Source organism: Devosia beringensis (assembly GCF_014926585.1).
Classification (GTDB): domain Bacteria; phylum Pseudomonadota; class Alphaproteobacteria; order Rhizobiales; family Devosiaceae; genus Devosia; species Devosia beringensis.
In genome coordinates this window covers 2,810,996-2,837,058 of sequence record NZ_CP045422.1, presented here as the reverse complement: position 1 = coordinate 2,837,058, position 26,063 = coordinate 2,810,996, and the positions used below count along the sequence as shown (strand labels likewise).

Sequence of the window (26,063 nt, the reverse complement as noted above, 5' to 3'; positions counted from 1 at the left end):
GAGGCGGAAGGGGCAGTACTGGGTTAGGGAACCGGCGTCACGGCTTCGGTGGGCGGCTGCAGATTGCCCCAGAAGGCCGCGTCGTCGACATTGTCCGCGGTGATCGCGGCGCCCGGGATCTTGATGGTCGGGCCCCATGCTTCATTGGTCACCACCGATTTGAGCCCGAGCACGTCATACTCGCCCGGCTCGATCGGCTGCTTGGCCACGATCTTGTCCATGAACATGGCCACGGCGGCAGCCTGGGCATAGAGCGGCTGCTCCACTTCCACCTGCATCCAGCCATCGCGGATCATCTGCAGCGCCACCGGCGCGCCATTCGAGCTCATCACATAGACGTCGCCGGGCTGCTTGCCGGCCGCTTCCAGCGATGCCACGGCCGCCACCGACAGATGGGCGGCATGGCTGAACACGATATCGATGTCCGGATTGGCCAGCAGTTGATCCGAAACGATCGTCCCGGCATTGCTGGCTTCCCACATCGTGGCGGGCTGGCTGATGATGGTGACCTCGGGGAAGGCCGCCATCTTTTCCTCAAAGCCCTTCTGGATATCGAGCGTATAGGGGTCGCCGGGGTCGCCCAGCACCTGCAGCACCTTGCCCTTGACCGCGCCGTTCTTCTCGGTCAGCAGGCGTTCCACCTGCTCGGCCGCCACATAGCCGATCTCCACCGTGCCGGCCACCGAGGTGAAGTCCGACATGGTCGAGGAAATCTGGCGGTCGAATTCGATCACCGGAATGCCGGCGGCGCGTGCCGCCTCCACCGATGGCGCCAGGGCATTGAAGTCCACTGCCGCCAGGATGATCGCCTTGGGCGCCAGCGTGATCACGTCATTCATCTGGCTCTGCTGCAGATCGGTCTTGTTGTCGGCATTGAGCGTCGTCATCTCATAGCCGACCTGCTCGAGGAACATTTCGAGCGCGCTGACCGAACCGGTCTGGAATTCGTCGAGCAGGGTCGGGACCATGTAATAGACGGTTCCCTTTTCCTGCGAATAGGCCGGGTTCACCATCCCGGCTGCGCCGGCCAGAAGAACCATGCCCCATTGCAACATGTGCTTCATTCGTTTCGCTCCTGTGCACCGGATCCCTCCGTCGCGCCCCCTACCGGTCCGGCACCGGTGAGGGTTTCGCCCGTGATCATGCCGATCACTGCGTCCGCGTTTGTCTGTTTGGTCGGCACATCGCCCGCCACCACGCCCTGGCGGATGACCACCATGCGGTCCGCCACCTGGAATGCCTGCTGCATGATATGGGTGATGATCACCACCCCGATCCCCTGCGCCGCCACCTGGCGGATCATCTCCAGCCCGCGCTTGGTCTGCTCCACGCCCAGCGCCGCAAACGGCTCGTCCAGCAGCACCAGCTTGCCGCCCCAATGCACGAAACGGTTGAGCTCGATCGCCTGGCGCTGGCCGCCCGACAGGTGCTCCACCTTGCTGCGCAGCGAGGGGATACGCGTGCCGGCCGTAGCCATGGCCTTGGCCACTTGCTCTTCCATGCGCGCCTCGTCGAGCACCTTGATGCCCATTATCGACCGCGTCAGCTCGCGCCCCATGAAGAAATTGGCGACCACGTCGACATTGGTGCACAGCGACAGGTCCTGGTAGACCGTCTCGATGCCGGCCGCCTTGGCCTCCGACGGCGATTTCGGCGCGAAGGGCTTGCCTTCAAAGCTCATGCTGCCCGAACTGGCATCCAGCCCGCCCGAGATAATTTTGACCAGCGTCGACTTGCCGGCGCCATTGTCGCCGAGCAGGGCGATGACCTCACCCTTGGCGATGGAAAAGGACACGCCGCGCAAGGCCTGCACGGCCCCGTAATTCTTGGTGATATTGTCGAGGACGAGAAGGGGCTCGCTCATGCTGCCAGTCCATTCGAAAACGGATCGCGTTTCTGCGCGCGATCGGGGGAAGATGTGATCTCCTGCCGGGGCGACAGGACACCGGAGACAGCCAGGGCAGCCGCGCCGCGCATCACCGACTGGCGGCCGGTCGAGGCGATGACCCGCGGCGTGGTGCGGTCATAGCGGGCGGAAATCGAGCTGGGCAGAACCGCGGTCGTCGCCACCAGATCGGTGATCAGCTCGCCCGGTGCGATACCGCCCAGCACCACAGCCTGCGGGTCGAACAGGTTCTCGATGGTCTGGATGGCGCTGTGAAAGATCGGCGTGACCTCTGCCACCCATTCGGCCTGGCTCTGCCCGTCCGGGCGGTTGCTGAACGCATCCAGCGACAGGTAGCGCTCAAGGCACCCCGCATTGCCGCAGGGGCAGAGGCGCCCGCCCGGCATCAGCGGAATATGGCCGATTTCGCCGGCATTGCCCCAGGCGCCGCGCACCGGCACGCCGTCCTGCATCATCGTGCCGCCCAGGCCGACACCGAAATGCAGGTAGTAGAACTGCCCGATCCCGGCGCCCTCGCCATAGAGCCGCACGCCCAGGGCCGCCGCCACCGTATCGGCGGCGATGAAGGCGGGCAGCTTGCTCACCTCTTCCAGCCGCGCCCGTACCGGCACCCCGGCCCAGCCATCCAGCGTCGTCGGTCCGACAAAGCTCATCGATTGCACGTCAAACGGGCCCGGCATGGCCAGCCCTACCCCGAGGATCCGCCCGTCCTGCCGCAGCGCCCGCATCTCGGCCACCAGCTCGCCGATCAGGGCAAAGGCCGCGTTGGGGCTGGCATGGGCATGGCTGCGCGCGGCGCTGCCCAGCATGTCGCCGGCCAGGTTCATCAGCGCGGCCTCGACGCCCAGCGGCGTGATGGAAATGCCCACGGCATAGCCGCCGTCCGGATTGAGCCGCAGCGTTGTCGGCGGCAGGCCACGCCCCTTGGGCGCCTCGCGCACCGACAGCAGGTAATTCTGGTCTTCGAGTTCGCGCACGATGGTCGAGACGGTCTGCACCGTCAGCCCCACCCGTGCCGCGATGTCGCCCCGCGTGGCCGGGCCGCCATTGCGGATGCATTCGAGCACGATCCGCCGGTTATACGGCCGGGCCTGCTCCTGATTGGTACCGCGCAAAACCATGTTCTGCTCCCTCAATAGGCAGCAGATTGGCAGTGCCTATTTATTATGTCAATTGGAATTCAAAAATAGAATCGCGCGTAATAGCCGGTATCCGTGCCCTGCTCCGCCGAGCAGGGGCACGCCCCGGCCATCCGTCAGGCGGTGCGGTCTGTAGGTATCGGCTCCTGCACGCGCCCTGTTCAGGGCGTGGCGAAGCTGGCCTTGAGGGCCGCCGTGCAGCTGCTGTTCACCGGGCTCATGGGATCCTCGATGAACGCGGCGGCGATGTCCTTGGCGCATTGCGAGAACTGGATCACGCCATGCCCGGTTTCCGGAAAGGTCACGGCCTGGCCATTGGCCATCGTCTCGGCGACATAGTCGGCCGCGTCATTATTGGTCTGGGTATCATTGAGGCCGGCCAGCGCCAGTACCGGCAGGTCCGATGATACCCGCTCGTGGAAGCCCTCGCGCGGCGCCGGCGTGAAGTTGGCGCAGGTGTCGTAGAGTTCCTGGATAGCCGCGTCATCGGCGGTCAGGAACGAGAAGCGATAGCGCGCCGCCGCCGCCTGATAGCCTTCCAGGGAATTATACGGAATATCCTCCTGGCAGGCATAGATCGCCAGATCCATCGTATTGGCCAGCTTGTCGAAATACTTGCCGGTATCGCGCCGCGCCGCCGCGAAGAAGGCGGTGACATCGCCCGCCGTCATCGCCGCGATCATGGCCTGCATGGGCCCCAGATGCTGCTCGGGCATATAGGCGGCTACGAAAGCCTCGATGGCAGCCTTGTCCGGCTGGGCAAAGGCCAGTCGCCCATAGGCCTTGGCCATGGCGATCATGGTATTGACGTCCATGTCCGCCAGCGCCGCCGTCATGGCCTTGTCGAGTTCGCTTTCGAGCTGGGTATAGTCGGCCGTGACGCTGAGCGTGGACACTTCCTGCAGCAGGATGTCGAGCGCCACATTGAACCTGCGCAGCTCCTCGGCCTTGTTGAGCAGGGCATAGCCCATGATCAGTTCCTCATTGCGCACCTTGTCGATAAAGGGCGCGATGATCGTGTCGGGGGTCTGGGCCGGGGTCAGCTTGCCGGCGACATAGAGGTCATAGATCTGCGTCGTCCCCTTGGACCATTCATCGACAATGGCCGGAATATACGAGGTCTGCTGCCTGTTCGTGGCCAGGCTGTTGCGGTCCTCGAACAGGTTGATCAGCGTCATCACGTCGATTTCGGGGGGCGTATTGGTGGCCGGGAACGGCGTTTCCGCCAGCTTGGCGGCAACCGCGTTGAGCGTCTGCTCGAAATCGGGAAAGGCGGCCGCGCAGGCCGTATCTGCCGCGCATTGATCCACCACGGCGCCGATCGCCAGGTCGGCCGAAACGCTGTTGGTGTCATAGGCGCGCGCATCGGGCGGCGAGATACTGTCCAGCACAATGGCGCGCAACCCGTCCGGATCGGCGCGCAGCAGTTCGAGGCCCAGCTTGGTGCCATAGGAAATCCCATAGGCATTGTACTGCGGATAGCCCAGGCCGGTCATCAGCGCGCGCACATCATGGGCGTTCTGGGTCGTATTGTAGTCCGACAGGACAATGCCGCTCGACTCGATCTCGTCGAGGCAGAGCTTGAGCGGATCGGGCGCATCCGGATCGGCATTTGCATCCGGCGTGGTGCGTCCCAGTTCCACGATATTGTCGGCCAGCGTATTGGCGCAGGTGACCGTGCGCGCCGAAATCCCCGAAGCGCGCTGGTCGAACAGCACGAGGTCGCGCCGCTCGCGCAGATTATCGAACAGGCCGGCATTGAAGGCGATATCGGGTACTGCGCGACCGCCCGGCCCGCCATGCAGATAGACCACCGGGTCAGGCGCCGGCGCCAGCGAGCGGGCCTTGAGCACGGCAAAGGCCAGATCGAGCCGGTTGCCCTCAGGGTTGTCATGGTTCTCCGGCATGCCGATACGGCCGCAGATCACCGTCTGGCCCTCGATATCGGCGGCGGGCAGCGGCCGCGGACAGGCCTCGATGGTCACCGGATAGCGGGCGTCGTGGCCGCCCGTCATCAGCGTCTGGAAGGCGGCATTGTCGGGCTGGGCCGACAGCAGGGTGGTCACGATGGTCAGTATCTGTTCCGGCGACATTGATCGGCTCCCTACAAAAAAATGCTGCCCCTATTGGTACCTCGATAAACCAGCGCTGCCAATATGAGGCAACCAGGCAGCATCTCCCGCCCGGCGCGGCAAAAGCCGCACTAATCTGGCAAATCTCGAAATAGTGATGCCGCCGGCACGCCGCTACGCGCCCCCGCTTCTTGCGCTATGCTTGACACTAACTTGCCGAAACCGTCGCAATCCGGCCCGATAGCAATCCGACCTGCCCGCGGCGGTTCCCTAGTCCAGCTGCCGCGCCGCCAGGGCGACCGTGATGGCGACGAGCAGCAGCATGACCAGGGCCGCAAAGAAGATGCCCAGCGTCACCAGGAATGCCCGCAGGCCCGACACCTGGCTGGTCTGCGACAGCCAGGTCGTTTCCACCGCCAGGTACCAGCCCGTGCCGGCCAGCATGAGCGTTCCACCCCATAGCCATCCGCCCGGCAGCGCCTCGCTATGCGCCAGCAGCAGCATGCCCAGGCTCATGGTCAGCACGAAGGGCACGGTGGCGTAGCTCTGGCTGTAAAAGGCCGGCTTGAGCGTGGTGCGGGTCAGCCGCGCGCCGCTGACCCGCAGGCGTATCGTGGCGTAAAGCAGCGGAAAGAGGCTGAAGGCCAGGGCCCGGAAGACCAGCAGGTTCCGGTCGTCCTGCAGCAGGCCGGGCAGCGCCGATGCCGTCCCCGGTGACAGCGCCCCTTCCAGCACGTGCAGCAGCACCAGCGTCAGCAGCAGCAGGATGGGGGGACTGACCGCATCATCTAACTGCTCCTCGTCCTTCTCGGTCAGCTCTTTCTGGGCATAGGCCAGCATGGCCATGGGCCGCGTGAGGATGCGCCAGAAGGTGAGCGGATAAAACACGAACCAGGTGATCAGCTCATAGAGCAGTTCCTCGATCGACTTGAGGAGCTTCATGAAATCCATGCGACACCTGCCCTGAGCGCTCTGTCGCGCCTATCATGGCACCCGCCGGCATTTGCCCGCAACCGGGCGTTCCCTGATCGCGGACAATTGGAAATGCCCCAGACGACGAACGCTGGGGCATCTCGACGTGATGGCTTTGGACTAGCGCGTGCTGTTGGCCAGCAGCGCACCGGCCGCCGCACCGCCGGCACCGCCGACAATGGCGCCGCCATAACCGCCGACCGCGCCACCCACCAGTGCGCCGCCGGCGCCCCCGATGGCCGCGCCCGAAACAGTCCGTTGCGTTGTGGTGCAGGCAGAGATCGACAGCGCGCTGACCAGGATCAGCGCAATGGGGGCAAACTTCTTCATGGTGGCTCCTCTTCGGTTTAACCGCGGCCGAATCTAGATGAGCCGCCGGGCAATTCCAAGACCACATGAGAGCCCCTGGCCAACCGACAGTTTCGGCCGCTCATCACGGGCCAGTGCCGCCCGGCGTCAAGCCGGGCGGAGTCACCGCTCTCAGGCGAAGCGCAGCTCCAGCGTATAGGTCAGCGGGCTCTTGCCAGTGATGAACACCCGCGGCCCCTTGAGCACCAGGTCGCCACCGGCCCAGCTATATTGCTCGCCAGGCCTGGCTTCAATCAGCCCTGCCCCATTGCCCGGTCCGAACCGAACGCTGTCCTCCCCCACCGTGTAACTGCCGTGACCATCCAGCAGATGATAGGTCCCGTCCTCCAGCGCCTCGGCGCCGCTGATCTCGCCACCCTCGCGGAACGCCAGCTCCAGCGTGATCTCGACATCGCTCTCGCCCGTCACCGCCAGGTTGAGGTCGAAACCGCTATCGACCTCGCTGATCTCTACCGCTGTCTTGAGATCGCGCGTGGCCACCGGGCGGTTCTCGAAATCGAGCATGGAGTAAAAGCGCCCATCCACCGAGCGCGACAGCGCATAGACGCCCTGCTCGTTGCGATCCTCGGGCCGCATCGGCAGGTAATAGGGCACCTTGAGCTCATTCCCCAGCCGGATCGTGCCATCCTCGTAGGCGATGCCATTGGAGCGGAAGTGACCCATGGAGAAGAAGTTGGGGACCATGCGCACCGAGTCCAGCAGGGCCTTGCCGTTCCACGCGCGCAGCATGGTCGGGTTGGTCGACAGGCCCGAACCAATCCTGTTGTAGAACGGGCTTTCCACCCCATCATGGTACCAGTCCGACCCACCAAAGGCCGAGGCGCTGAGCTTGCCGCGGCGCAGGCGGACGAGGCCGGCCGTCTTGTAGTGCCGGCTGAAATCGGTGAAGGGCTCCTCTTCGGCCGGCAGGTTGGCAGCCAGTTCCGGCCGCTCGATCAGGTCGCCCAGGAAGTCCCCCATATCCTTGCTGAACAGTGTTTCGATACGCTTGGCGACCGCCGCGAAGCGCCCGTCATTGTCCAGCAGCGCCAGCTCGCGAAACTGCGTATAGAAGTAGCGCAGGGTGATCTGGCGGTGATCCTGGTCCTGCCGGCGGGACTGGATGGTTTCGATATCCCCACCCGGTTCGGCATGCTCGATCGAGGTATTGAGGTTCTGGCGCACCACGTCGACCAGTTCGGGCCGCTCCAGCACATGCGCCACCACCAGCAGCGACGGATTGGTCACCTCCGAATAGTAAATCGGGCTGCGCTCCGAATAGATGCCGTCCTCATCCACATCCAGCCCTTCGGCGAACCAGGCGTCGATCGCCGTCACATAGCTCATGTCACCCGTCACGTGGGCGATACGCGCCAGCGCCGCGCAGATCTTCCAGCGATGATTGGGCGTGTGCACCCCGCCGGCGGCAAGGCCGGGGCCTGCTTTGGCCATGATCGCCGCAATGCGCTCGGAAAACCCGGCGCTGGCAGCGTGGTCGTCGGCACCCAGAATCGATACCATCAGGCCCATATCCTCGATGAGAAAGCCGGTATCGGGCGGCGAATGGCGATTACCAACGCTATATGTGCCGTCCGCATGCTGCCGCCCCTCGAGCGTGGTCAGCATTTCCTCGACCACCGGCAGCAGGGCCTCGTCGTGATAGTGCTCCGAGCGCGCCCACACAAAAGGTGTCAGCAGGCGCCGGATCTGGCGCGTCAGCCCGCGCGGCGAGCCCGTCAGCGACGTCGCCTTGTCCGCAATGGTCTTGGCCACCTGCCCGTCCGCCGCCTTGGTCAGCACAGCCAGGCTGTCCTCGTCGGCCCCTGCTGCAGCGGCAGTCCCACCCACCAGCGCCAGCGATAGCGCGGAACCGGCCAGCCAGCGGCTGGCGCCCAGAACGCCCGTGGCCTTCAGGAAATGTCGTCGATCCATAGTAGCTCTCCTCGTGGGGCGGACGAGGGAATGTTCTTGCTGTTCTTGGGCTCGGTCCGCCGAAATTATAGAAACCGCATTCCAAAATGCCGGAACGCAGAACAAACCTTCTACAATTCGTCGCCAGGGTCAACCCTAAGTAACCGCCTGGTGATATCCGGGGCACGGCCCCTAGACCACCACGTCCTCGTCGCTGCCCAAGATCCCGGCCAGCACGGTCAGCGCCCGCACCAGCATCGGCCGCACCGGCGGCGCCATGATGCACAGCCGCACGCCCGCCACCGGCGCGTCGCCCACCTGGGTGGCCGAGGGAGGGGTAATGCGAACGCCGGCCTCGCTGGCGCGGCGCGCAAACTGCTCGGCCTTGAGCGGGTCCATCGCCAGCCAGACATGCGGCGCCCCCTCGGGCATCGGCACGGTGACGAGGCCCAGCATCTGCTGCGTCAGCTCCAGCCGCGCCTTGGCCTCGCCCCGCAGCACGCCGGCCGCTTCGCTCGCCAGCCCGGTCTCGATCACGGCTGCTGCCAGCTCGCCGATATAGGGCGGCAGCCCCCAGCATTCCGCCCGCAATCTTTTGCGCACCGCCGCCATCAGCGCGGGCGGCGGCGCGATCACCCCCTCGCGCACCAGCGGCGTCACGCTTTTGGAGAGGCTCGTCACATAGATCACCCGGTCGGGCAGCAGTTCGCGATAGGTCAGCCGCCCCTTGGCCGCATAGATCCCGTAGATGTCGTCCTCGACGATCATGGCATCATGCCGTTCGGCTAAAGCCGCGATCTCGCGCCGCCGCGCCGGCCCGGTCTCGAACCCCAGCGGGTTCTGGCAGACCGGCGTCGTATAGATGATCTTGGCCCCGCTTTCCGTCAGCGCCTCGTCCAGCGCCGCTGGCAGCATGCCCTCGCCATCCACCGCGACTGGCGCCATGCGCATGCCCAGATTGGCCGCCGCCGCCAGCGCCCCGGGAAAGGTCGCCCTTTCGGTCAGGATCACGCTCGAGCGCGGCTGCAGCACGGCAAAGGCCAGGTGCAGCCCCTGCTGTGCGCCATTGCAGAGCAGGATCTCGTCGGCCCGCAGCGGCGTGCGCGTCTGGCTGATCCAGCCGGCGATCACCGCGCGCTGCCGCTCGGTGCCGCTGGGGTCGACATAACCACCATGGGCCAGCGCCAGCGCCCCCCGATTGGCGATGAGACTGGCCGCATTGAGCCGCGCCAGCGCGATGACCGGCGGCGGCGCGTTGATGGTCAGGTCCACCACCCCGCCATCATCGGCATCGTCCTGTTCCAGCACGAAGGTGCCGCGGCCGATCTCGCCGCGCACCACGCCGCGCGCGCTGAGCGCATCAATCGCCCGCGTCACGCTGCCGATCGATACCGCGAATTGCTGCGCCAGCTGCCGATGCGTCGGCAATCGCTCGCCCGCACGAAACTGCCCCGCCGCGATGGCGGCCTCCACGGCGCTGGCCAACCGCTCATGCACCGGCAGATCCGTGTCCGCCATCTGCATTGTATCTTTAACGTCAGAAATTGTATCACTCATGGCATGTCAGTATTGTGCAAGTGCCTGGCCCTGTCCATGCTCTCCCAGGGCGCCCCATGCTGCGCTCAAGGTTAACTATGTGCTAACGTATTCGCGCCAACGGCTACGACGCATCGAATGTGGTGCTAAAGGCAAAGCCCTCATCGGCCCAGCCGGCCAGGCCGCCGATCATCAGCTTGACCGGGCGCCCCAGCCGCGCCAGCTTGAGCGCCGCCTGATCGGCGCCATTGCAGTGCGGCCCGGCGCAATAGACCACGAACAGCGTCTCGTCCGGCCACGCGGCCATCCGCTCGGCCGTGATCTGCCGATGCGGCAGATGCAGCGCTCCCGGCACATGCCGCCGCGCAAACGCCTGCGCCGACCCCACCACATGCAGCAGCACGAAGTCGACATCGCCAGTGCTCAGGCACGCCTGCACATCGGCGCAGTCGGTCTCCAGCGCCAGCCGCTGGTTGAAATGGGTCACCGCCACCTCGGGCGATCCCACCCTGTAGTCACTCACCAGACTCATCACGCCCCCTTTTCCCCGCCCCCGCGGGCGCTGTTATAATCGGACCCAACCCGCATCTCCGCAGCATCGATACCGCTCTGGCGGGCAATTCCCGCCGGACGGCAGCGATTCTTATGCCCGCCGCATAACAAGGTCAATACGATTGACATAACAATATGGAGATGATTGTATCATTCATATCGATTGAGGAAGATACAAATGGACCAGCCCGATTTTCGCCTCTCCAGCCGCGCCCAGGGCCTCAAGGCGTCGGAAATCCGCGAACTGCTCAAGCTGGTCGGCAAACCCACCATGATCTCCTTTGCCGGCGGCATCCCCGATCCGGCTCTATTCAATATCGGCCTGTTCCAGCGCGCCTGCCTGCACGCCTTTGGCGGCCCGCAGATCGCGCGCGAGGCGCTGCAATATTCCACCACCGAGGGCTATGCCCCGCTGCGCCAGTTTCTCGCCGCGCACATGCAGGCCCTGGGTGTCCCGGCCCGGGCGGACAATATCCTTGTCACCACCGGCTCCCAACAGGCGCTTGATCTGATTGGCAAATTGCTGATCGATCCAGGCAGCACCGTGCTCACCGCCCGCCCCACCTATCTGGGCGCGCTGCAGGCCTTTGCCGCCTATGAGGCCCGCTTTGCCAGCCTCGACACGCCTCGGCCGGTTGGCGCCGATGCCCCGCGCCTGCTCTATCTCACCCCCGATTTTGCCAACCCCACCGGGCTGACCATGGGCCTTGCCGCCCGCCAGCAGGCGCTCGATTCCGCCCGCGCCCTCAATGCCATCGTGGTCGAGGACGGCGCCTATACCGCCCTGCGCTATGACGGCGCGCCCCTGCCCGCCATCGCCGCGCTCGACGCCGCCGCCGGCAGCATGGAAACCATGCGCACGCTCTATTGCGGCAGCTTTTCCAAGACCCTGTCGCCCGGCCTGCGCGTCGGCTGGGTCTGCGGTCCCGCCGCGCTGATCCGCAAGCTGACCCTGCTCAAGCAGAGTGCGGACCTCCATACCGCCAGCATCAACCAGCTGGTCATGCACCAGGTCGCCCTGGCCGGGCTCGACGCCCAGATCGCCGCCATCCGCAGCGTCTATCGCACCAGGCGCGACGCCATGCTGGCAGCGCTTGAGCGCTATGCCCCGCCCGGCCTGCACTGGCAAAAGCCCGAGGGCGGCATGTTCATCTGGCTCGATCTGCCCGCCCATCTCGATGCGGGCGCGCTGCTCGATCAGGCCATCGCCCAGGGCGTCGCCTTTATTCCCGGCGCCGCCTTCTTCCCCGATGGCAGCGGCCGCAACAGCCTGCGCCTGAGCTTCTCGCTCTGCGACGAGGCCCAGATCGAGCTGGGCATCTTCAAGCTCTGCGCCCTGTTCGGCCGCCAGTCCCTGTCTCGTGCCGTCAGCGTCCACTAACGCAAACGGCCCATGGCTTGCGCCATGGGCCGTCTGAAAATGGGCGTTGCGGCAGAGGCTTAGCCGGCAGCGGTATAGGCCGTCTTGACCACCGTGAAGAACTCGGCGGCATACTTGCCCTGCTCGCGCGAGCCGTAGCTCGAGCCCTTGCGGCCGCCGAACGGCACGTGGAAATCCACGCCCGCCGTCGGCACATTGACCATCACCATGCCGGCTTCGGCATTGCGCTTGAAGTGGGTGGCATATTTCAGCGAGGTGGTGACGATGCCGGCGCTGAGGCCGAATTCGGTATCGTTGGCCGTCGCCAGCGCCTCTTCATAGTTCTTGACGCGAATGACCGAAGCCACTGGCCCGAAGATCTCTTCGCGGCTGATGCGCATCTGGTTGGTCGCCTCGGTGAACAGCGTCGGCTGCAGGAAATAGCCCTCGGTCGGGGCATTCACCCGGTTGCCGCCAACGCGCAGCGTCGCGCCTTCGGCCTGGCCGATGGCGATATAGTCCATGTCCTGCTTGAGCTGGCCGGGATCAACCACCGGGCCGATTTCCGTATTCTTGTCCAGCGCATCGCCGACCCGCAGATTCTTGGTGCGTTCGCACAGCGCATCGACAAAGGCGTCATGAATGCCCTCGGTGACGATGACGCGCGAGCTGGCCGTGCAGCGCTGCCCGGTCGAGAAGAAGGCCGACTGCGCCACGCTCTCGACAGCGACCTTGAGGTCGGCGTCGTCCAGCACCACGGTCGGGTTCTTGCCGCCCATTTCGAGCTGGAACTTGCGGCCCACCTCGATCGAGGCTGCCGCCACGCGCTTGCCCGTGCCCACCGAGCCGGTAAAGCTGATGGCGTTGACGTCCTTGCTCTCCAGCATGGTCTGCCCGACGACCGAGCCCTTGCCCATCACCAGATTGACCACGCCATGCGGCAGGCCGGCCCGATGCAGGATGTCCACGATCGCCCAGGTCGAGCCCGGCACCAGGTCGGCTGGCTTGATCACCACCGTATTGCCATAGGCAATGGCGGGCGCCATTTTCCAGGTCGGAATGGCAATTGGGAAGTTCCACGGCGTGATGATGCCGATCACCCCGATGGGCTCGCGCGTGATTTCCACGCCCACGCCGGGACGGACCGATGGCAGCACTTCGCCCGCCAGCCGCAGCACTTCGCCGGCAAAGAAGTCGAAAATCTGCGCCGCGCGCGTCACTTCGCCAATGCCCTCGGGCAGCGTCTTGCCCTCTTCCCGGCTCAGCAGCTCGCCCAGCTCGGCCTTGCGCGCCAGGATTTCCTGGCTGGCCTTGGACAAGATCGCATGGCGCTCGAGAATGCCCGAGCGCGACCAGGCCGGGAAGGCTGCCTTGGCAGCCGCGATGGCCTGCTTGGTGTCTTCGGCGGTCGCTCGCGCATAGACGCCCACGACTTCCTTGATATTGGAGGGATTGATGTTCTCGACGCCGTCCGCGCCAACCCATTCCCCGTTGATGAGGTTCTTGTGCAGTTCAGCCATTGTGATGCCTTTCGGGTGAGTAGGTTGTGGCGATAGTCAGATCAACCTAGAGAAGATTAGCCTTGGCCAGGTCACGCAGCAGCTGGCTGGCGCCATAGGTCCAGGGCGGACATTTGGTGGAGAGGTTCACCCTGTTAGATAGGGTGCCCAGGCTCGATGTCGAGATCGAGACCACGTCGCCCAGCTTGTGGGTAAAACCCATGCCGGCGCCGCCGCGATCCTGCACCGGGGCAAACATGGTGCCCAGATAGAGCACCAGCCCGTCGGGATATTGATGATGCGGGCCCACCGTCGCCGCGACCAGCGATTCCGGCGTGCGCGAAATCTGGCTCATCGACGAATGCCCGTCCAGCACGAAACCGTCTTCGCCCTCGACCCGCAGCGCGATCTCGGCCTGCTTTATGGTATCGAGGCTGAAGTCGCCGTCGAACAGCCGCACGAATGGCCCCAGCGAGGCCGAGGCATTATTGTCCTTGGCCTTGCCCAGCAGCAGGGCCGAGCGGCCTTCCACGTCGCGCAGATTGACGTCATTGCCCAGCGTCGCGCCGATGATCTCGCCCGCGCTGGTCACCAGCAGCGCCACTTCGGGCTCCGGATTGTTCCAGCTCGAGCTCGGATGCAGCCCCACTTCGGCGCCATAGCCCACCGAGCTCATCGGCTGGGCCTTGGTGAAGATCTCGGCATCGGGCCCGATCCCGACTTCCAGATACTGGCTCCACACGCCCTTGGCGATCAGCGCCGCCTTGACCTTGGCCGCCGTCTCCGAGCCCGGCACTAGCTCGCTCAAATCCATCCCGATCAGCGCCAGAATCTCGCTGCGCAGCGCATCGGCACGCGACTTGTCCCCGCGGGCCTGTTCTTCGATTACTCTTTCCAGCAGCGAAACGACAAAGGTGACGCCCGATGCCTTGACGGCTTGCAGATCGATGGGGGATAGCAGGCTCGGCCGGTTCAGGTCGGTCTTGCCGGCCATGCTATTGGCCAGGATTGTCTCGGCCGAACCGACAATTGTCCCAGTCGCGTTCCGCACATGTTCAGCCGCGCTTCCGCTCTCGGCGATATCGCGCACCGTGGCCATGCCGGGGGCGGTGATATCGACCACATTGCCGTCGCGCACCGTCACGATGCGCGGATGGTCATGGCCCGGCACGCGCGCGCGGCCCACCAGAATGCCGTCCGGATAGTCCATGTCGCTCATCCCGCCGCCTCCCGCTACTAGGCCCCGTGACTACCCCACCCGGACCAAAGCGCGCAAGCGCTACCTTGGTCATAAATCATACTTTTGCGCCCGATGCGATTGTGAACACCCGTCCACAGCCCCGTTCAACTCAGGTTCATCACCGCCCCATTACTGACGCATTGGCTGCCGATTAGTCGCCCAATCCTGTGATGGAGTTTTTCAATGCGTCGCTTCACTGCCCTCATTCCCTTTGCCCTGCTCGCCGGGCTGACCCTGCCCGCCTATGCCGGCACGATCTCCATCGAGGGGCGCGGCGAAGTCGCGGCTGCCCCCGATATGGCCATGGTCAATTCCGGCGTCACCACCCAGGGCGCCACCGCGCGCGAGGCACTCGACGCCAATACCGCCGCCATGGCCGAGCTGATCGCCGCCCTCAAGGGCACCGGCATTGAAGCCCGCGACATCCAGACCTCCGGCTTCTCGGTCAGTCCCAACTATGTCTATTCCGAAGACCGCGATGCCAACGGCTATACCCTGCCGCCCAAGATCAACGGCTACCAGGTCAGCAACACCGTTACCGTCAAGGTGCGCCAGCTCGAAGAACTCGGCACCATCCTCGACAAGTCGGTGACCGTCGGCGCCAATACCGTCAACGGCGTCAGCTTCTCGGTGGCCGATCCGAGCGAGCTTCTCAACAAGGCCCGCGAGGCCGCCTTTGCCGATGCCCAGGCCAAGGCCGAGCTCTATGCCACCGCCGCCGGCAGCGCGCTCGATGAGATCGTGTCGATTTCCGAGACGCAGGGCTTCAATGATCCCCAGCCCTACCCCATGTATGCTCGAGCCGAGATGGCAGACAGCGCCAAGGTGCCGGTCGAAGCGGGCGAATTGAGCTTTGCCATCAATGTCAGCGTGCAGTGGGAACTGGCTGACGACAAGAAATAAACGTTCCAATACCCCTCATTGAGGGGGCTTGGGCGGTGGGGACGGACGGTATGCCGTAGTCAACCGTCCCCACCAACCCTCTTCAGCCGGCCAGCACTTTCCAGACCATGTTGAGCCCGACCAGCACCAGAAATCCGGCGAACACATATTTCAGCGTCTGCTGGTTCAGCCGGTGTGCCAGTGCCGCGCCAAGCGGAGCACAGAGCGCCGCCAGCACGGCCACCAGGGCCAGTGCCACCAGGTTGACATAACCCAGGCTCAGCGGCGGCAGCCCCGCCACGCCCCAGCCCGACAGCACAAAGCCCAGCGTTCCCGACACCGCGATGGCCACCCCGATGGCCGCCGAGGTGCCCACCGCTGCATGCATGCTGGCGCCAAACGCCACCAGCGTCGGCACGCTCAGCGAGCCGCCCCCGATACCCATCAGCGCCGAGATGAAGCCCACCACGCTGGCCGAGATCCGGTGCGTCACGGCCGATCCGTGCAGATGCCCCATCACCTTGGTCTGGAAGCCGAAAACGATATTGGCGGCAATCAAGAACGCCATCACCGCAAACACCACGCGCAGCACATCGCCGGAGAAGAACCCCGCCACGAGGCCGCCGATAAAGGTGCCCGCCACGATGAACGGCACCCACAGGCGCAGCGTCGCCACGTCGAGCGCCCCGCGCTTGTAGTGCGATCGTGCGCTGACAATCCCGGTCGGAATGATGATGGCCAGCGACGTGCCCACCGCCACATGCTGGACCACATCGGAATCATAGCCCATCACCGACAGCGCCGTGCCCAAAGCCGGCACGATGATCGCCCCGCCGCCAATGCCCAGCAGGCCCGCCGCGATCCCCGACACCACGCCAGTCACCATCAGCCCGGCCACGAAGGGCCAGTATTGCGCAATGAGGTCCACTACCTGTCTCCAATCAGATGCAGCACCACGTCGCGGCGATGCGGCCGGCTGCGGTGCTCGTAAAGATAGATGCCCTGCCAGGTGCCGAATACCGGCACGCCCTCGCTGATCGGAATGCCGATCGAGGTCTGCGTCAGCGCCGCCTTGATATGGCCAGGCATGTCATCAGGCCCCTCGGTGGTATGCACCAGCCAGTCCATGCCCTCGGGCACCAGCCGGGCAAAGAAGCCTTCGAGGTCGGTCTTGACGTCGTCATCGGCATTTTCCTGGATCAGCAGCGAGCACGACGTATGCCGGACAAACACCGTCAGCAGACCCGTCGCGACATCGGCATTGGCCACGAACTTTTCCACCGCGGCGGTGAACTCGTAAAGCCCCTGCCCCTGGGTGGAAACGGAAAGGGTTTCGATCGCTTGTTGCATATGTCGGGCCTAGCATGGGGAATCGCTGCCCCACTAGCGCAGTCCCCTGCCAATCCGTCCAGTTGCCCCATTCGCGCCATCATCGGGCTGCCAGTGATGCACGGGGAGGCGTGGGAACCATGCCCCGGCCCAGACGTTCTGGGCTTGCGGGGATTTCACACTACATCACGGCACCTCAGACCTGTTCAGACTGCGTTCAGGGTGCTGCCGCGATGCTTGGCCCAATCGCCCATCGTATGAAGGAAAAACAATGCGCCTTAGAAACTGGCTCCTTACTGGTACCAGCATCGGCCTGATGGCCATGCTCCCGCTGTCTGTCCGCGCTCAGGACGGCAACCTCGTGGCCGCCTACCAGGCCTACGCCGCTGCCCAGGCATCCGGTGACGCTGCCGCCCTCGAGGCCGCCCAGGGCACGCTGACCGAACTGTGCATCGTCGCCGGCTATGCCAGCATTGACGAGTGCATTGCAGCGATCTCCGCGCCGGCACCAGAAGCTGCTCCCGCTCCCGAAGCCGCCCCGGCCCCTGAGGCCGCGCCGGTAGAAGCGCCCGCACCAGATGCGGATGCAGAGGCCGCTGCCGCTGCCGCTGAGGCCCAGGCTGCCGCTGAAGCGCAGGCTGCTGCCGACGCCCAGGCTGCCGCTGACGCCCAGGCCGCCGCCGATGCGGAAGCTCAGGCCGCAGCCGATGCTCAGGCTGCCGCTGACGCGGAGGCCCAGGCCGCTAGCGAAGCGCAGGCTGCCCAGGCCCGCGCTGCTGCCGATGCAGAAGCTGCCGCTGCAGCAACTGCTGCTGAAGAGGCTGCCCCTGCTCCTGCAGCCGAAGAAGCTGCCCCGGCCCCTGCTGCTGAAGAAGCTGCCCCAGCACCTGAAGCGGCTCCAGTCGAAGAGGCCGCGCCAGCACCTGAAGTGGCTCCCGAAGTCGCCCCCGAGGTTCCTGCTGCCGAAGTCGCGCCGGTTGAAGCGCCAACCATGGACATCTCTGCCGAGCTGCAGGTTCAGGTCGACCTTTACAACGCCGCCATTGCCGACATGATGGCCGGTGGCGATCCGGCTGCCGCACAGGCTCAGATGGCCGCTGCCCAGCAGTCCATTGCCGACCTCTGCGCCCAGGCTGGCATGACCGACACCACCGCGTGTCTGGCAGAGTACGGCCTGTCGCTCCCGGTCGTCCCCAATATGGAAGTCCCCCCGGCTGTCGTTGATCCCGCAATTGACCCTGCGCTCGACGTGGCACCCGTTGCCCCCACCGACCAGCCTGTCGAACTGATCGAGACCCTGCCTGAAGGCGTGACGCAGGAGCAGGTTGCGCCTGTGCTTGATAGCGCCAAGGACTCCGATGCCACCCCGGCAGCGGATCCCGCCGCCAATGCGGAAGTGGCCGTTGAAGCCGCCCCGGCTGAAGCAGAAGCTGCACCACCGGAGTCCGATAGTGCTGCCCAGTCCGACGCGATCCGCGCCTTTGCTGCCGAAGAGCCCGTCTCGCTGGCCGCAGAACAGGGCACGGAAGTGACCGCGACGGAAAACACGACTGTCAACCAGACCGTCGTCAACAACTACGTCAACAACATCACCAACAACACGACCGTCACCAACAATACGCAGAACAATATCGGTCAGCAGAACAATGTGACGGTTATTGAACAGGCGCCTGTTGCCAGCGTCAGCGGTGGCGACCTCATCACCCAGGTGATCCTGCAGGTCGGCACCCAGCTCATCGTCAATTCGGTGGGCCTGGATACGGACCGGTTCTACAATGCCCAGGAAGACGAGATCTTCTATGAAAACCTGAGCAATGGCCGTACCCGTGAAACCATCACGCGTCCTGACGGCACCCAGATCGTGACCGTGCGCAACAGCAATGGCGACGTCCTGCGTCGCTCGCGCTTCGATCCATCCGGTCGCGAATATGTCTTGGCCAATTTTGACGAGCAGTATTACGACAACCTCGTCACCTGGCGTGACCCGGGCCAGGATCTGCCTCCCCTGCGCCTCAACATCCCAGTGCAGGATTATGTGCTCGACGCGGCCTATGCCGACGAACGCCAGGTCCAGACCTTCTTCAGCCAGCCACCGGTGGAACAGGTCGCTCGCCTCTACTCCATCGACGAGGTCAAGCGGTCGGCTCGTGTCCGCGACAGCGTGCGCAAGCTGGAAGTGGGCGGCCTGACCTTCGATACCGGTGCGGCGACTATCAGCCGTGACCAGGTGAGCACCCTGTCCAATGTGGCCAATGCCATGTTGCAGCTGCTCGCGACCAATCCTGGTGAAACCTTCCTCATCGAAGGGCACACCGATGCGGTCGGCTCGGACACGTCCAACCTGCTGCTCTCGGACTCGCGTGCCGCCACCGTTGCGCGCCTGCTCACCGACTTCTACGGCGTGCCGCCGGAAAACCTGGCCACCCAGGGTTATGGCGAGCGCTATCTCAAGATCCGCACCGAAGCGGGCGAACGCGAGAACCGTCGGGTCACTATCCGCCGCATCACGCCGCTGATCACCGTCGCCGGTCAGTAATCGCGACCACGATCGAGCCTCAGGAGGCCGGGCCCAGTGCCCGGCCTTTTGTCGTTCCGGGCTCCATCGTGCCGGCACCGGCAGCAAAGGTGGCAGAACCGCGGCAAATCGGCACCACCGTCGCGTCCCCGGTTCGCCTCAAGGTGTCGCGGAAATTCTGTAAGCCATTGATTATATAGCTGTATCTTGTCGGTAAATATTTCGCGACCGGCTTGAACTAACATCGGAACAAAAGCAAACACCCCGCGTTCTTCTGCCATAGGTTTCCAACACAGGATCACATCATGGCTACCCAAGAACGTGACACCGTCTATTCCAAGGATGGCAACCGCACCGTCTATACGCGCGAAAGCAATGGCACGGGCTGGTTCGTCGGCATCATCGTTGTCCTGGCCCTGCTGGCCATCGGCTATCTCGTCTTCTCGGCCAATTCGGGCCCAAGCACCGCTGTTGACGGCAATACGGCGCCAGCGGTTGAAGCACCGGCTGATCCTGCCGTTGCGCCTGCGCCCATGACTGAAGCGCCAGCAGCACCTGCTGCCCCTGCGCCCATGACGGATGCCGCCCCGGTGACTGAGCCTGCCCCAGCAGCGCCCGCAACGGCCCCAGCTACCGGCACAACCACTGATGCACCCGCAGCCACTCCCGCTGTTCCCGCTCAGTAACCTTGCCGCAACGATGTCTCGGCCCCCCCGCCGAGACAAAGAGGAAGGCCCCGGTCGCCCCACCGGGGTCTTCTGTTTGTCTGACCCCTGCGACATCCTCGCCCGCCGACCATCTTGCGCAGGTCGCGTTGAAGCACCATCTCCGGGCCAACTACCAAGGGAGCCCCCATGTTCAACATCGACCAGATCCTCAAAGCCCTCCAGACCGACCCCAATACCCAGCGCACCGCCATGACCGGCGCAGCCGGCATGGCTGCCGGCATGCTGCTGAGCGGTGGCGGCCTGGGCAAGCTGGCCGGCAATGCCGTCAAGATCGGCGCCGTGGCGGCCGTTGGCGGCCTCGCCTACAATGCCTGGCAGAATTATCAGAATAACCAGCAGGGTGCGCCTGCCAGCGCTCCTGCACCGGCGCGCGATGCCTTCATTCCCGCCGCCAGCGACACCGCGGCTCAGGAAGAACTTGGCAAGACCCTGGTGCGCGCCATGATCGCCGCCGCCAAGGCCGATGGCCGCATCGATGCCGACGAAAAGGACGCCATTTTCGGCAAGCTCAAATCGATGAACCTGTCGTCCGAAGAAAAGGCCTGGGTCTTCGACGAACTCTCCTCGCCCCTCGACATCAATGCCGTTGTCGCCCGCGCCGATACGCCTGAGCATGCCACCGAAATCTACGCCGCCTCGCTGGTCGCCATCTCGGCCGATACCGCCGCCGAGCGCGCCTATCTCGATGCCTTGGCCAGCAAGCTCAAGCTTGACCCGGCTTTGGTCGGCGAGATTCACAAGGCCGCCGGCGAAAAGGCGCCCGAGCCCGCACAAGCGCCGCCAGCCCCCTTCGCCTATACCCCATCGGCCAGCAACGTCTGAGCCCACCCCTGCCGCGCGCCGGTCTGGCGCGCGGTTACACCAATGTGCTTTCTTGATCCACGGTCGCACCCGGTCCATCTGTCACCCAACCAGGAGCGACCCAGATGGAACTCGGACTTTACTCCTTCGCGGAAAACACCCCCGATCCGCTCAACGGCGGCGCCCTGCAGAGCCCCGCCGAGCGGCTGCGCGATCTGCTCGAGGAGATCGAGCTGGCCGATCAGCTCGGCCTGGACTTCTATGGCCTGGGTGAGCACCACCGGCCCGACTTCGTCGCCTCTGCGCCCGTGACCATCCTGGCCGCCGCAGCGGCACGCACCAAATCCATTCGTCTGTCGACCGCCGTCACGGTGCTGAGCTCGGAAGACCCGATCCGCGTCTGGCAGCAGTTCGCCACCCTCGACCTGCTGAGCAATGGTCGCGCCGAGATCATGGCGGGCCGTGGCTCCTTCATCGAAAGCTTTCCGCTCTTCGGGCTGGATTTGAACGACTATGACAGCCTGTTCGAGGAAAAGCTCGACATGCTGCTCAAGCTGCGTGAGGGAGGCAAGGTGACCTGGGAAGGCGGCGAACATACCAGGCCCATTCCGGGCATCGCGGTCTATCCGGCGCCGGTACAGGACCCGATCCCGCTCTGGATCGCCGTGGGCGGCACCCCCAATTCGGTGGCCCGCGCGGCCTTTCATGGCCTGCCCCTGATGATCGCCATCATTGGCGGCCAGCCGCGCCAATTCGCCCCCCTGGTCGACTTCTACCGCGAAACAGCCACCAAGGTGGGCCGCGACCTCAAGACGCTCCCCGTCGGCATCAGCTCGCATGGCTTTATCGCCGCCGACAGCCAGGATGCCCGCGACTGGGCCTATCCCGCCCATAGCGAAGCCATGAACCGCATCGGCAAGGAACGCGGCTGGCCCCCCACGACGCGCGGCCAGTTCGACGCCGCCACCACGCCCGAGGGCGCCTATTTCATGGGCTCGCCGCAGGAGATCATCGACAAGATCCTGCGCCAGCACGAATGGTTCAAGCATGACCGCTTCGGCCTGCAGCTCAGCGTCGGCACGCTGCCGCATGACAAGGTCATGAAGGCCATCGAGCTCTATGGCACCGTCGTCAAGCCAGCCGTCGACAAGGCGCTGGCGGGGGCCTAACCCCGCCCGCGATAGGGCGCCACGCCCTGGTCGGGGATCCAGACGCCTTCGGGCGCTGGCCCCGTCTGGAAGAACACATCGATCGGAATGCCGCCGCGCGGATACCAGTAGCCGCCAATGCGCAGCCAGCGCGGCGCAATGGTCGCGATGATCTTCTTGGCAATGTCGATGGTGCAGCCCTCATGGAAGGCGCCATGATTGCGGAACGAGGTCAGGTAGAGCTTGAGCGACTTGGATTCCACCAGCAGCTGGTCGGGAATATAGTCGATCACCAGATGCGCGAAATCGGGCTGCCCGGTCACCGGGCAGAGCGAGGTGAACTCGGGGGCCACATAGCGCGCCACGTAGTCAATGTCTGGATGCGGATTGGGCACCGGATCGAGCACGGCGTCTTCCGGCTGCGCCGCAGCCTCGACGGCGCGCCCCAGTTGCAACCCGCTCATGCTACTTGCCCGAGCGCTTGATCGACTTGATCTCGAGCGGCGGCAGGCCGGATTTTTCCGAAATCAGGCGGTCCTGCTCTTCGATTGCTGCCTTGGCCGGCTCGTCGCCGTCGAGGCCCCCCAGCAGATTGCCGTCCACCTTGCGGTTGGAGCGCTGGCTGCCATCGACATAGAACACGTCGAACATCACGAATTCACTGCGGGCGGTTGGTTTTCTGGCCATGGGTCTATTCTCCTGTATGGCAGACAAGCCCCGCGAACCCTTGCGGTCCGCCGGCGCCAGTCTGCGTAAATATCTGTGTCGGTCGAACTAGCTGAAGATCTTCTCGCCCTGCTCGTCAATGATCTGCTTGCCCTTGGACAGCGCCAGGGCCGTCACATCATCGCGCGAGCTCATGCGGTCGGCGCGCACGAACCGGTAGCTCTTGAGCTCTCCGCCAATCTCTTTCTCGATCGTGCCGGCCAGCTGCAGCTCGCTGCCGGCCTTCATCTCGATCGCCTTGATGAGAAAGCCCTTGTAGCTTTCCTCACCCAGTACCTTGTCGCCTGCGGGCGCGCTCGTGTCGGCGCCACCACCAAACAGGGATTTCCAGAACGACATGGGCACGTCTCCTCTTGTGTCGGTCAGCGTCGGCGCCGTACCGGCAGCGGCAGCCTGAGCTCGCCGCGTTTTTCCATTTCCTCGCGCAGCCAGGCCGGCGAGATATCAAAGTGGTTAGGCCAGGTCGGCACGCCATTGGTCAGTTCGACCGAACCAAAAAACCGCCGGTCCCGCAAGGGTTCAGTGCCCTCGCCGCGCTCCCCGATCATCCCGGCCGCGTCGAACGTCCCCGAGGACTCGTCGGAAAACGTCACCACCAGCTTGAACGGCACGATCGCCCGGATCGCTGTGACCTTGAGGCGGGGTGGCTTGATGCCTGTTTCCGCGCTCACAGCACCCATTCGCCTTTGGCACGAATCTCGTCATACATTGCGTCCGGTGCAAGGTCGAGTTCTCCGGGCCAGGTCACGGCGCCATAATCGCTGACGAAAGCCTGCATGAAGAGCGCAACATCGCGCAGCGCTGCGAACACGCCGGCATCATCGGCATGGATCATGCCGGCCATGCGAACAGTTCCGCTCACGCCATCGGCGAATTCCACCGCGAAGGTGTAATCGGGTGCAGGTTGCACTGCAGTGACATGCCAGGGAATTCCAGGCTTGAGCGCAGCTTCTATCCCAGCGGCTCGATCTTGTTTGGCATTTGACGAGATCGGCATAGTTCCCAATCCTCTTCCAGTTCCCGACTGTGCTGTTCCGCCCATTCGACCACCATGTTCATCGCCCGATGAGGGAGATGTCCGCGAATGAGCGCCAGACTGTCGAGAGCGACAACCCCCTCATCCTCGCCATATAGGGCATGAAAATGCGGTGGCGCATGGTCGTTCCAGTACATGAGAATGACGATGCCATAAAATCGTGAGATCGTCGGCATCGTCCATGTCCTAGTTGTCGAGGAAACTCCGCAGTTTCCGGCTGCGGCTCGGATGCTTGAGCTTGCGCAGCGCCTTGGCCTCGATCTGCCGGATACGCTCGCGCGTCACCGAGAACTGCTGACCCACTTCCTCGAGCGTATGGTCGGTATTCATGCCGATGCCGAAGCGCATGCGCAGCACGCGTTCCTCGCGCGGCGTCAGCGAGGCCAGCACGCGCGTCGTGGTTTCGCGCAGATTGCTCTGGATGGCCGCATCGATCGGCTGGATCGCGTTCACGTCCTGGATGAAATCGCCCAGGTTGGAATCTTCCTCGTCGCCGATCGGCGTCTCGAGGCTGATCGGCTCCTTGGCGATCTTGAGCACCTTGCGCACCTTGTCCAAAGGCATCTGCAGCTTTTCGCTGAGCTCCTCGGGGGTCGGTTCGCGGCCGATTTCATGCAGCATCTGCCGGCTGGTGCGCACGATCTTGTTGATCGTCTCGATCATGTGCACCGGAATGCGGATGGTGCGCGCCTGGTCGGCGATCGAGCGCGTGATCGCCTGGCGAATCCACCACGTGGCATAGGTCGAGAACTTGTAGCCGCGGCGATACTCGAACTTGTCCACGGCCTTCATCAGGCCGATATTGCCTTCCTGAATCAGATCGAGGAACTGCAGGCCACGATTGGTGTATTTCTTGGCAATCGAGATCACGAGGCGCAGGTTGGCCTCGACCATTTCCTTCTTGGCGATGGCCGCTTCCCGCTCGCCCTTTTGCACCTTGTGCACGATGCGGCGATATTCGCCGATGTTGAGCCCGGCTTCGGTCGCCAGCGTCGCCACGTCGCCGCGGATTTCGCGGATCGTGTCAGCTTCGCGCTTGGCAAATTCGCCCCAGCCCTTGCCGTCGAACTCAGCCAGATTAGCTTCCCAGGCCGGGTTCACTTCCTGGCCGTAATAGCTTTCGAGGAACTTCTCGCGCTTGACGCCATAGCTCTCGGCCAGGCGCAAGAGGCGCCCTTCGAGCTTCACCAACCGCTTGTTGATGTCATAGAGCTGCTCGACCAGATTCTCGATACGACCATTGTTGAGCGACAGCGACTTGACGTCGGCAATCACTTCGGCGCGGAACCCGTCGATCTTCTTGCGGTCGGCATCGCTGACCGTCGCGCTCAGGTCCTGGGCGTGGCGGTCCTGAATCTGGCGCATCTTGCCATAGGCGGTGGCGATGCGGTCGAAGGTTTCCACGACCTGCGGCTTGAGCTCGGCTTCCATCGCCGACAGCGACAGCGCGTTCTCGAACTCGTCATCATCGTCATCGGGCGCCGGGTCCTGCGGTGCCTGCGGCTCGTCAGGGACGTAGTCGCCATCTTCACCGGTCGACGGCGCAGCACGGCGCGGCTGTGCCTTGATGCGTTCGGCGGCGCTCTCGACCGTCTTGGGCGCAATCAGGCTGGCCATGTCCGGCGCCGGAGCGGCCTGCTTGGCGTCGGGGCCGGCATAGGTGGCTTCGAGGTCAATAATGTCGCGCAGCAGGATCTCGCCCTCGGCGAGCTGGTCGCGCCAGATGATGATGGCCTGGAAGGTCAGCGGCGACTCGCAGAGGCCCTCGATCATGGTCTCGCGACCGGCCTCGATGCGCTTGGCGATGGCGATTTCGCCCTCGCGGCTGAGCAGTTCCACCGAGCCCATTTCGCGCAGATACATCCGCACCGGATCGTCGGTGCGGTCGGAACCTGATTTCGCATTGGACGTATTGGCGACAGCGGTGCCGGTAGCCTGGACCACTTCCTGGCCCTGGTCTTCCTCGTCCTTTTCGACTTCGGTCTCTTCGACCTCGTCTTCATCGACGACATTGATGCCCATGTCCGAGAACATGCTCATGAAGTCTTCGATCTGCTCGGAACTCACCTCATCCGAGGGCATGACGGCATTGAGCTCTTCATAGGTCACATAGCCGCGCTTTTTGGCAACCTTGATGAGCTTTTTGACGGCGGCATCGGAAATGTCGAGCAACGGGCTGTCGTTCGTCGCCTCTGGGGCGCCGGATTCCGGCTTCTCGTTGTCCTTGGTGGTCTTGGTAGCTGCCTTGGTGGCCATCTGGTACTCCGTCGAAACCCGTCAGCGCCCGGGTCCGAATAAGGCTTTAAGTGGTGACTCCTCAAAGCAAGGTAAAGGTTTGGTCACTCAGGCGTTACGCCAGCAGC

The 26,063-nt window shown here is 64.3% G+C and carries 26 protein-coding genes; 6 read left to right on the top strand and 20 right to left on the bottom strand.

The annotated features are described in order from the left end of the window. Positions 1-23: 23 nt before the first annotated feature. From GDR53_RS13830 to GDR53_RS13790, 9 genes are all read right to left on the bottom strand, one after another. Positions 24-1,055 carry a sugar ABC transporter substrate-binding protein gene (locus tag GDR53_RS13830; protein ID WP_408639806.1) on the bottom strand — a complete coding sequence of 344 codons (1,032 nt, stop codon included), beginning with the start codon at positions 1,053-1,055 and terminating at the stop codon, positions 24-26. A 5-nt stretch (positions 1,056-1,060) separates the two neighbouring features. Further along, positions 1,061-1,864, bottom strand: coding sequence for an ATP-binding cassette domain-containing protein (locus GDR53_RS13825; protein ID WP_193335055.1), 804 nt, complete (start codon positions 1,862-1,864; stop codon positions 1,061-1,063). Then, entirely contained in the window at positions 1,861-3,027 is a 1,167-nt protein-coding gene (locus GDR53_RS13820; RefSeq protein ID WP_193335054.1) for an ROK family transcriptional regulator, read from the bottom strand. The genes GDR53_RS13825 and GDR53_RS13820 overlap by 4 nt, the downstream gene beginning before the upstream one ends. Positions 3,028-3,206: 179 nt before the next feature. Further along, complete coding sequence (locus GDR53_RS13815; RefSeq protein ID WP_193335053.1) at positions 3,207-5,138, bottom strand: alpha/beta fold hydrolase; 1,932 nt, start codon at positions 5,136-5,138, stop codon at positions 3,207-3,209. 249 nt (positions 5,139-5,387) lie between these two features. Further along, complete coding sequence (locus GDR53_RS13810) at positions 5,388-6,068, bottom strand: hypothetical protein (protein WP_193335052.1); 681 nt, start codon at positions 6,066-6,068, stop codon at positions 5,388-5,390. Positions 6,069-6,209: 141 nt separating this feature from the next. After that, the gene (locus GDR53_RS13805) at positions 6,210-6,419 is read right to left on the bottom strand and encodes an osmotically-inducible lipoprotein B (RefSeq protein WP_193335051.1); all 210 of its coding nucleotides are present in this window, start codon (positions 6,417-6,419) and stop codon (positions 6,210-6,212) included. A gap of 150 nt (positions 6,420-6,569) precedes the next feature. Next, positions 6,570-8,369: a hypothetical protein gene (locus GDR53_RS13800; protein WP_193335050.1), complete on the bottom strand. Its 1,800-nt coding sequence runs from the start codon at positions 8,367-8,369 to the stop codon at positions 6,570-6,572. A 171-nt stretch (positions 8,370-8,540) separates the two neighbouring features. Further along, a complete protein-coding gene (locus GDR53_RS13795; RefSeq protein ID WP_193335049.1) occupies positions 8,541-9,866 on the bottom strand; it encodes an aminotransferase-like domain-containing protein in 1,326 nt (441 codons plus the stop codon). A 142-nt stretch (positions 9,867-10,008) separates the two neighbouring features. Then, entirely contained in the window at positions 10,009-10,419 is a 411-nt protein-coding gene (locus GDR53_RS13790) for a rhodanese-like domain-containing protein (RefSeq protein ID WP_408639762.1), read from the bottom strand. A 195-nt stretch (positions 10,420-10,614) separates the two neighbouring features. Between GDR53_RS13790 and GDR53_RS13785 the strand changes: the two genes are divergently transcribed. Then, on the top strand, positions 10,615-11,817 hold the full coding sequence (locus GDR53_RS13785; RefSeq protein WP_193335047.1) for an aminotransferase-like domain-containing protein: 1,203 nt from the start codon (positions 10,615-10,617) through the stop codon (positions 11,815-11,817). 59 nt (positions 11,818-11,876) lie between these two features. Here GDR53_RS13785 and GDR53_RS13780 read toward each other — a convergent pair whose 3' ends face one another. After that, positions 11,877-13,316 carry an aldehyde dehydrogenase family protein gene (locus GDR53_RS13780; protein ID WP_193335046.1) on the bottom strand — a complete coding sequence of 480 codons (1,440 nt, stop codon included), beginning with the start codon at positions 13,314-13,316 and terminating at the stop codon, positions 11,877-11,879. A gap of 46 nt (positions 13,317-13,362) precedes the next feature. Then, positions 13,363-14,514, bottom strand: a complete 1,152-nt coding sequence (locus GDR53_RS13775; RefSeq protein WP_193335045.1) for a fumarylacetoacetate hydrolase family protein — start codon at positions 14,512-14,514, stop codon at positions 13,363-13,365. Positions 14,515-14,718: 204 nt separating this feature from the next. On the opposite strand from GDR53_RS13775, the gene GDR53_RS13770 reads away from it, so the two are divergent. After that, positions 14,719-15,438: an SIMPL domain-containing protein gene (locus GDR53_RS13770; protein WP_193335044.1), complete on the top strand. Its 720-nt coding sequence runs from the start codon at positions 14,719-14,721 to the stop codon at positions 15,436-15,438. A gap of 82 nt (positions 15,439-15,520) precedes the next feature. Here the strand turns inward: GDR53_RS13770 and GDR53_RS13765 are convergent, their stop codons facing one another. Both GDR53_RS13765 and GDR53_RS13760 read right to left on the bottom strand, forming a co-directional pair. Further along, positions 15,521-16,345: a sulfite exporter TauE/SafE family protein gene (locus GDR53_RS13765; protein WP_232846629.1), complete on the bottom strand. Its 825-nt coding sequence runs from the start codon at positions 16,343-16,345 to the stop codon at positions 15,521-15,523. After that, the gene (locus GDR53_RS13760) at positions 16,345-16,767 is read right to left on the bottom strand and encodes a secondary thiamine-phosphate synthase enzyme YjbQ (protein WP_193335043.1); all 423 of its coding nucleotides are present in this window, start codon (positions 16,765-16,767) and stop codon (positions 16,345-16,347) included. Before GDR53_RS13760 ends, GDR53_RS13765 begins: the two co-directional genes overlap by 1 nt. Before the next feature lie 295 nt (positions 16,768-17,062). Here GDR53_RS13760 and GDR53_RS13755 point away from each other — a divergent pair, with 295 nt between their 5' ends. The 4 genes from GDR53_RS13755 to GDR53_RS13740 all read left to right on the top strand — a co-directional run bounded on the left by GDR53_RS13755 (position 17,063) and on the right by GDR53_RS13740 (position 21,959). After that, a complete protein-coding gene (locus GDR53_RS13755; RefSeq protein ID WP_193335042.1) occupies positions 17,063-19,282 on the top strand; it encodes an OmpA family protein in 2,220 nt (739 codons plus the stop codon). 284 nt (positions 19,283-19,566) lie between these two features. Further along, positions 19,567-19,947: a hypothetical protein gene (locus tag GDR53_RS13750; RefSeq protein WP_193335041.1), complete on the top strand. Its 381-nt coding sequence runs from the start codon at positions 19,567-19,569 to the stop codon at positions 19,945-19,947. A gap of 168 nt (positions 19,948-20,115) precedes the next feature. Next, a complete protein-coding gene (locus tag GDR53_RS13745; RefSeq protein WP_193335040.1) occupies positions 20,116-20,811 on the top strand; it encodes a tellurite resistance TerB family protein in 696 nt (231 codons plus the stop codon). Between the two features lie 104 nt (positions 20,812-20,915). After that, positions 20,916-21,959 carry an LLM class flavin-dependent oxidoreductase gene (locus GDR53_RS13740; RefSeq protein WP_193335039.1) on the top strand — a complete coding sequence of 348 codons (1,044 nt, stop codon included), beginning with the start codon at positions 20,916-20,918 and terminating at the stop codon, positions 21,957-21,959. Here GDR53_RS13740 and queF read toward each other — a convergent pair. The 7 genes from queF to rpoD form a co-directional block, all read right to left on the bottom strand. Then, complete coding sequence (gene queF, locus GDR53_RS13735; protein ID WP_193335038.1) at positions 21,956-22,402, bottom strand: preQ(1) synthase; 447 nt, start codon at positions 22,400-22,402, stop codon at positions 21,956-21,958. The genes GDR53_RS13740 and queF overlap by 4 nt on opposite strands. Before the next feature lies 1 nt (position 22,403). Continuing rightward, a complete protein-coding gene (locus tag GDR53_RS13730; RefSeq protein ID WP_193335037.1) occupies positions 22,404-22,625 on the bottom strand; it encodes a hypothetical protein in 222 nt (73 codons plus the stop codon). Positions 22,626-22,712: 87 nt separating this feature from the next. Beyond that, entirely contained in the window at positions 22,713-23,003 is a 291-nt protein-coding gene (locus tag GDR53_RS13725; RefSeq protein ID WP_193335036.1) for an HlyU family transcriptional regulator, read from the bottom strand. Between the two features lie 23 nt (positions 23,004-23,026). Beyond that, positions 23,027-23,335 carry a DUF2442 domain-containing protein gene (locus tag GDR53_RS13720; protein WP_193335035.1) on the bottom strand — a complete coding sequence of 103 codons (309 nt, stop codon included), beginning with the start codon at positions 23,333-23,335 and terminating at the stop codon, positions 23,027-23,029. Beyond that, the gene (locus GDR53_RS13715) at positions 23,332-23,661 is read right to left on the bottom strand and encodes a DUF2442 domain-containing protein (protein ID WP_193335034.1); all 330 of its coding nucleotides are present in this window, start codon (positions 23,659-23,661) and stop codon (positions 23,332-23,334) included. The genes GDR53_RS13720 and GDR53_RS13715 overlap by 4 nt, the downstream gene beginning before the upstream one ends. Then, on the bottom strand, positions 23,616-23,876 hold the full coding sequence (locus GDR53_RS13710) for a DUF4160 domain-containing protein (protein ID WP_193335033.1): 261 nt from the start codon (positions 23,874-23,876) through the stop codon (positions 23,616-23,618). The genes GDR53_RS13715 and GDR53_RS13710 overlap by 46 nt, the downstream gene beginning before the upstream one ends. 10 nt (positions 23,877-23,886) lie before the next feature. Further along, positions 23,887-25,956, bottom strand: a complete 2,070-nt coding sequence (gene rpoD, locus GDR53_RS13705) for an RNA polymerase sigma factor RpoD (RefSeq protein ID WP_193335032.1) — start codon at positions 25,954-25,956, stop codon at positions 23,887-23,889. Between the last annotated feature and the right edge of the window lie 107 nt (positions 25,957-26,063).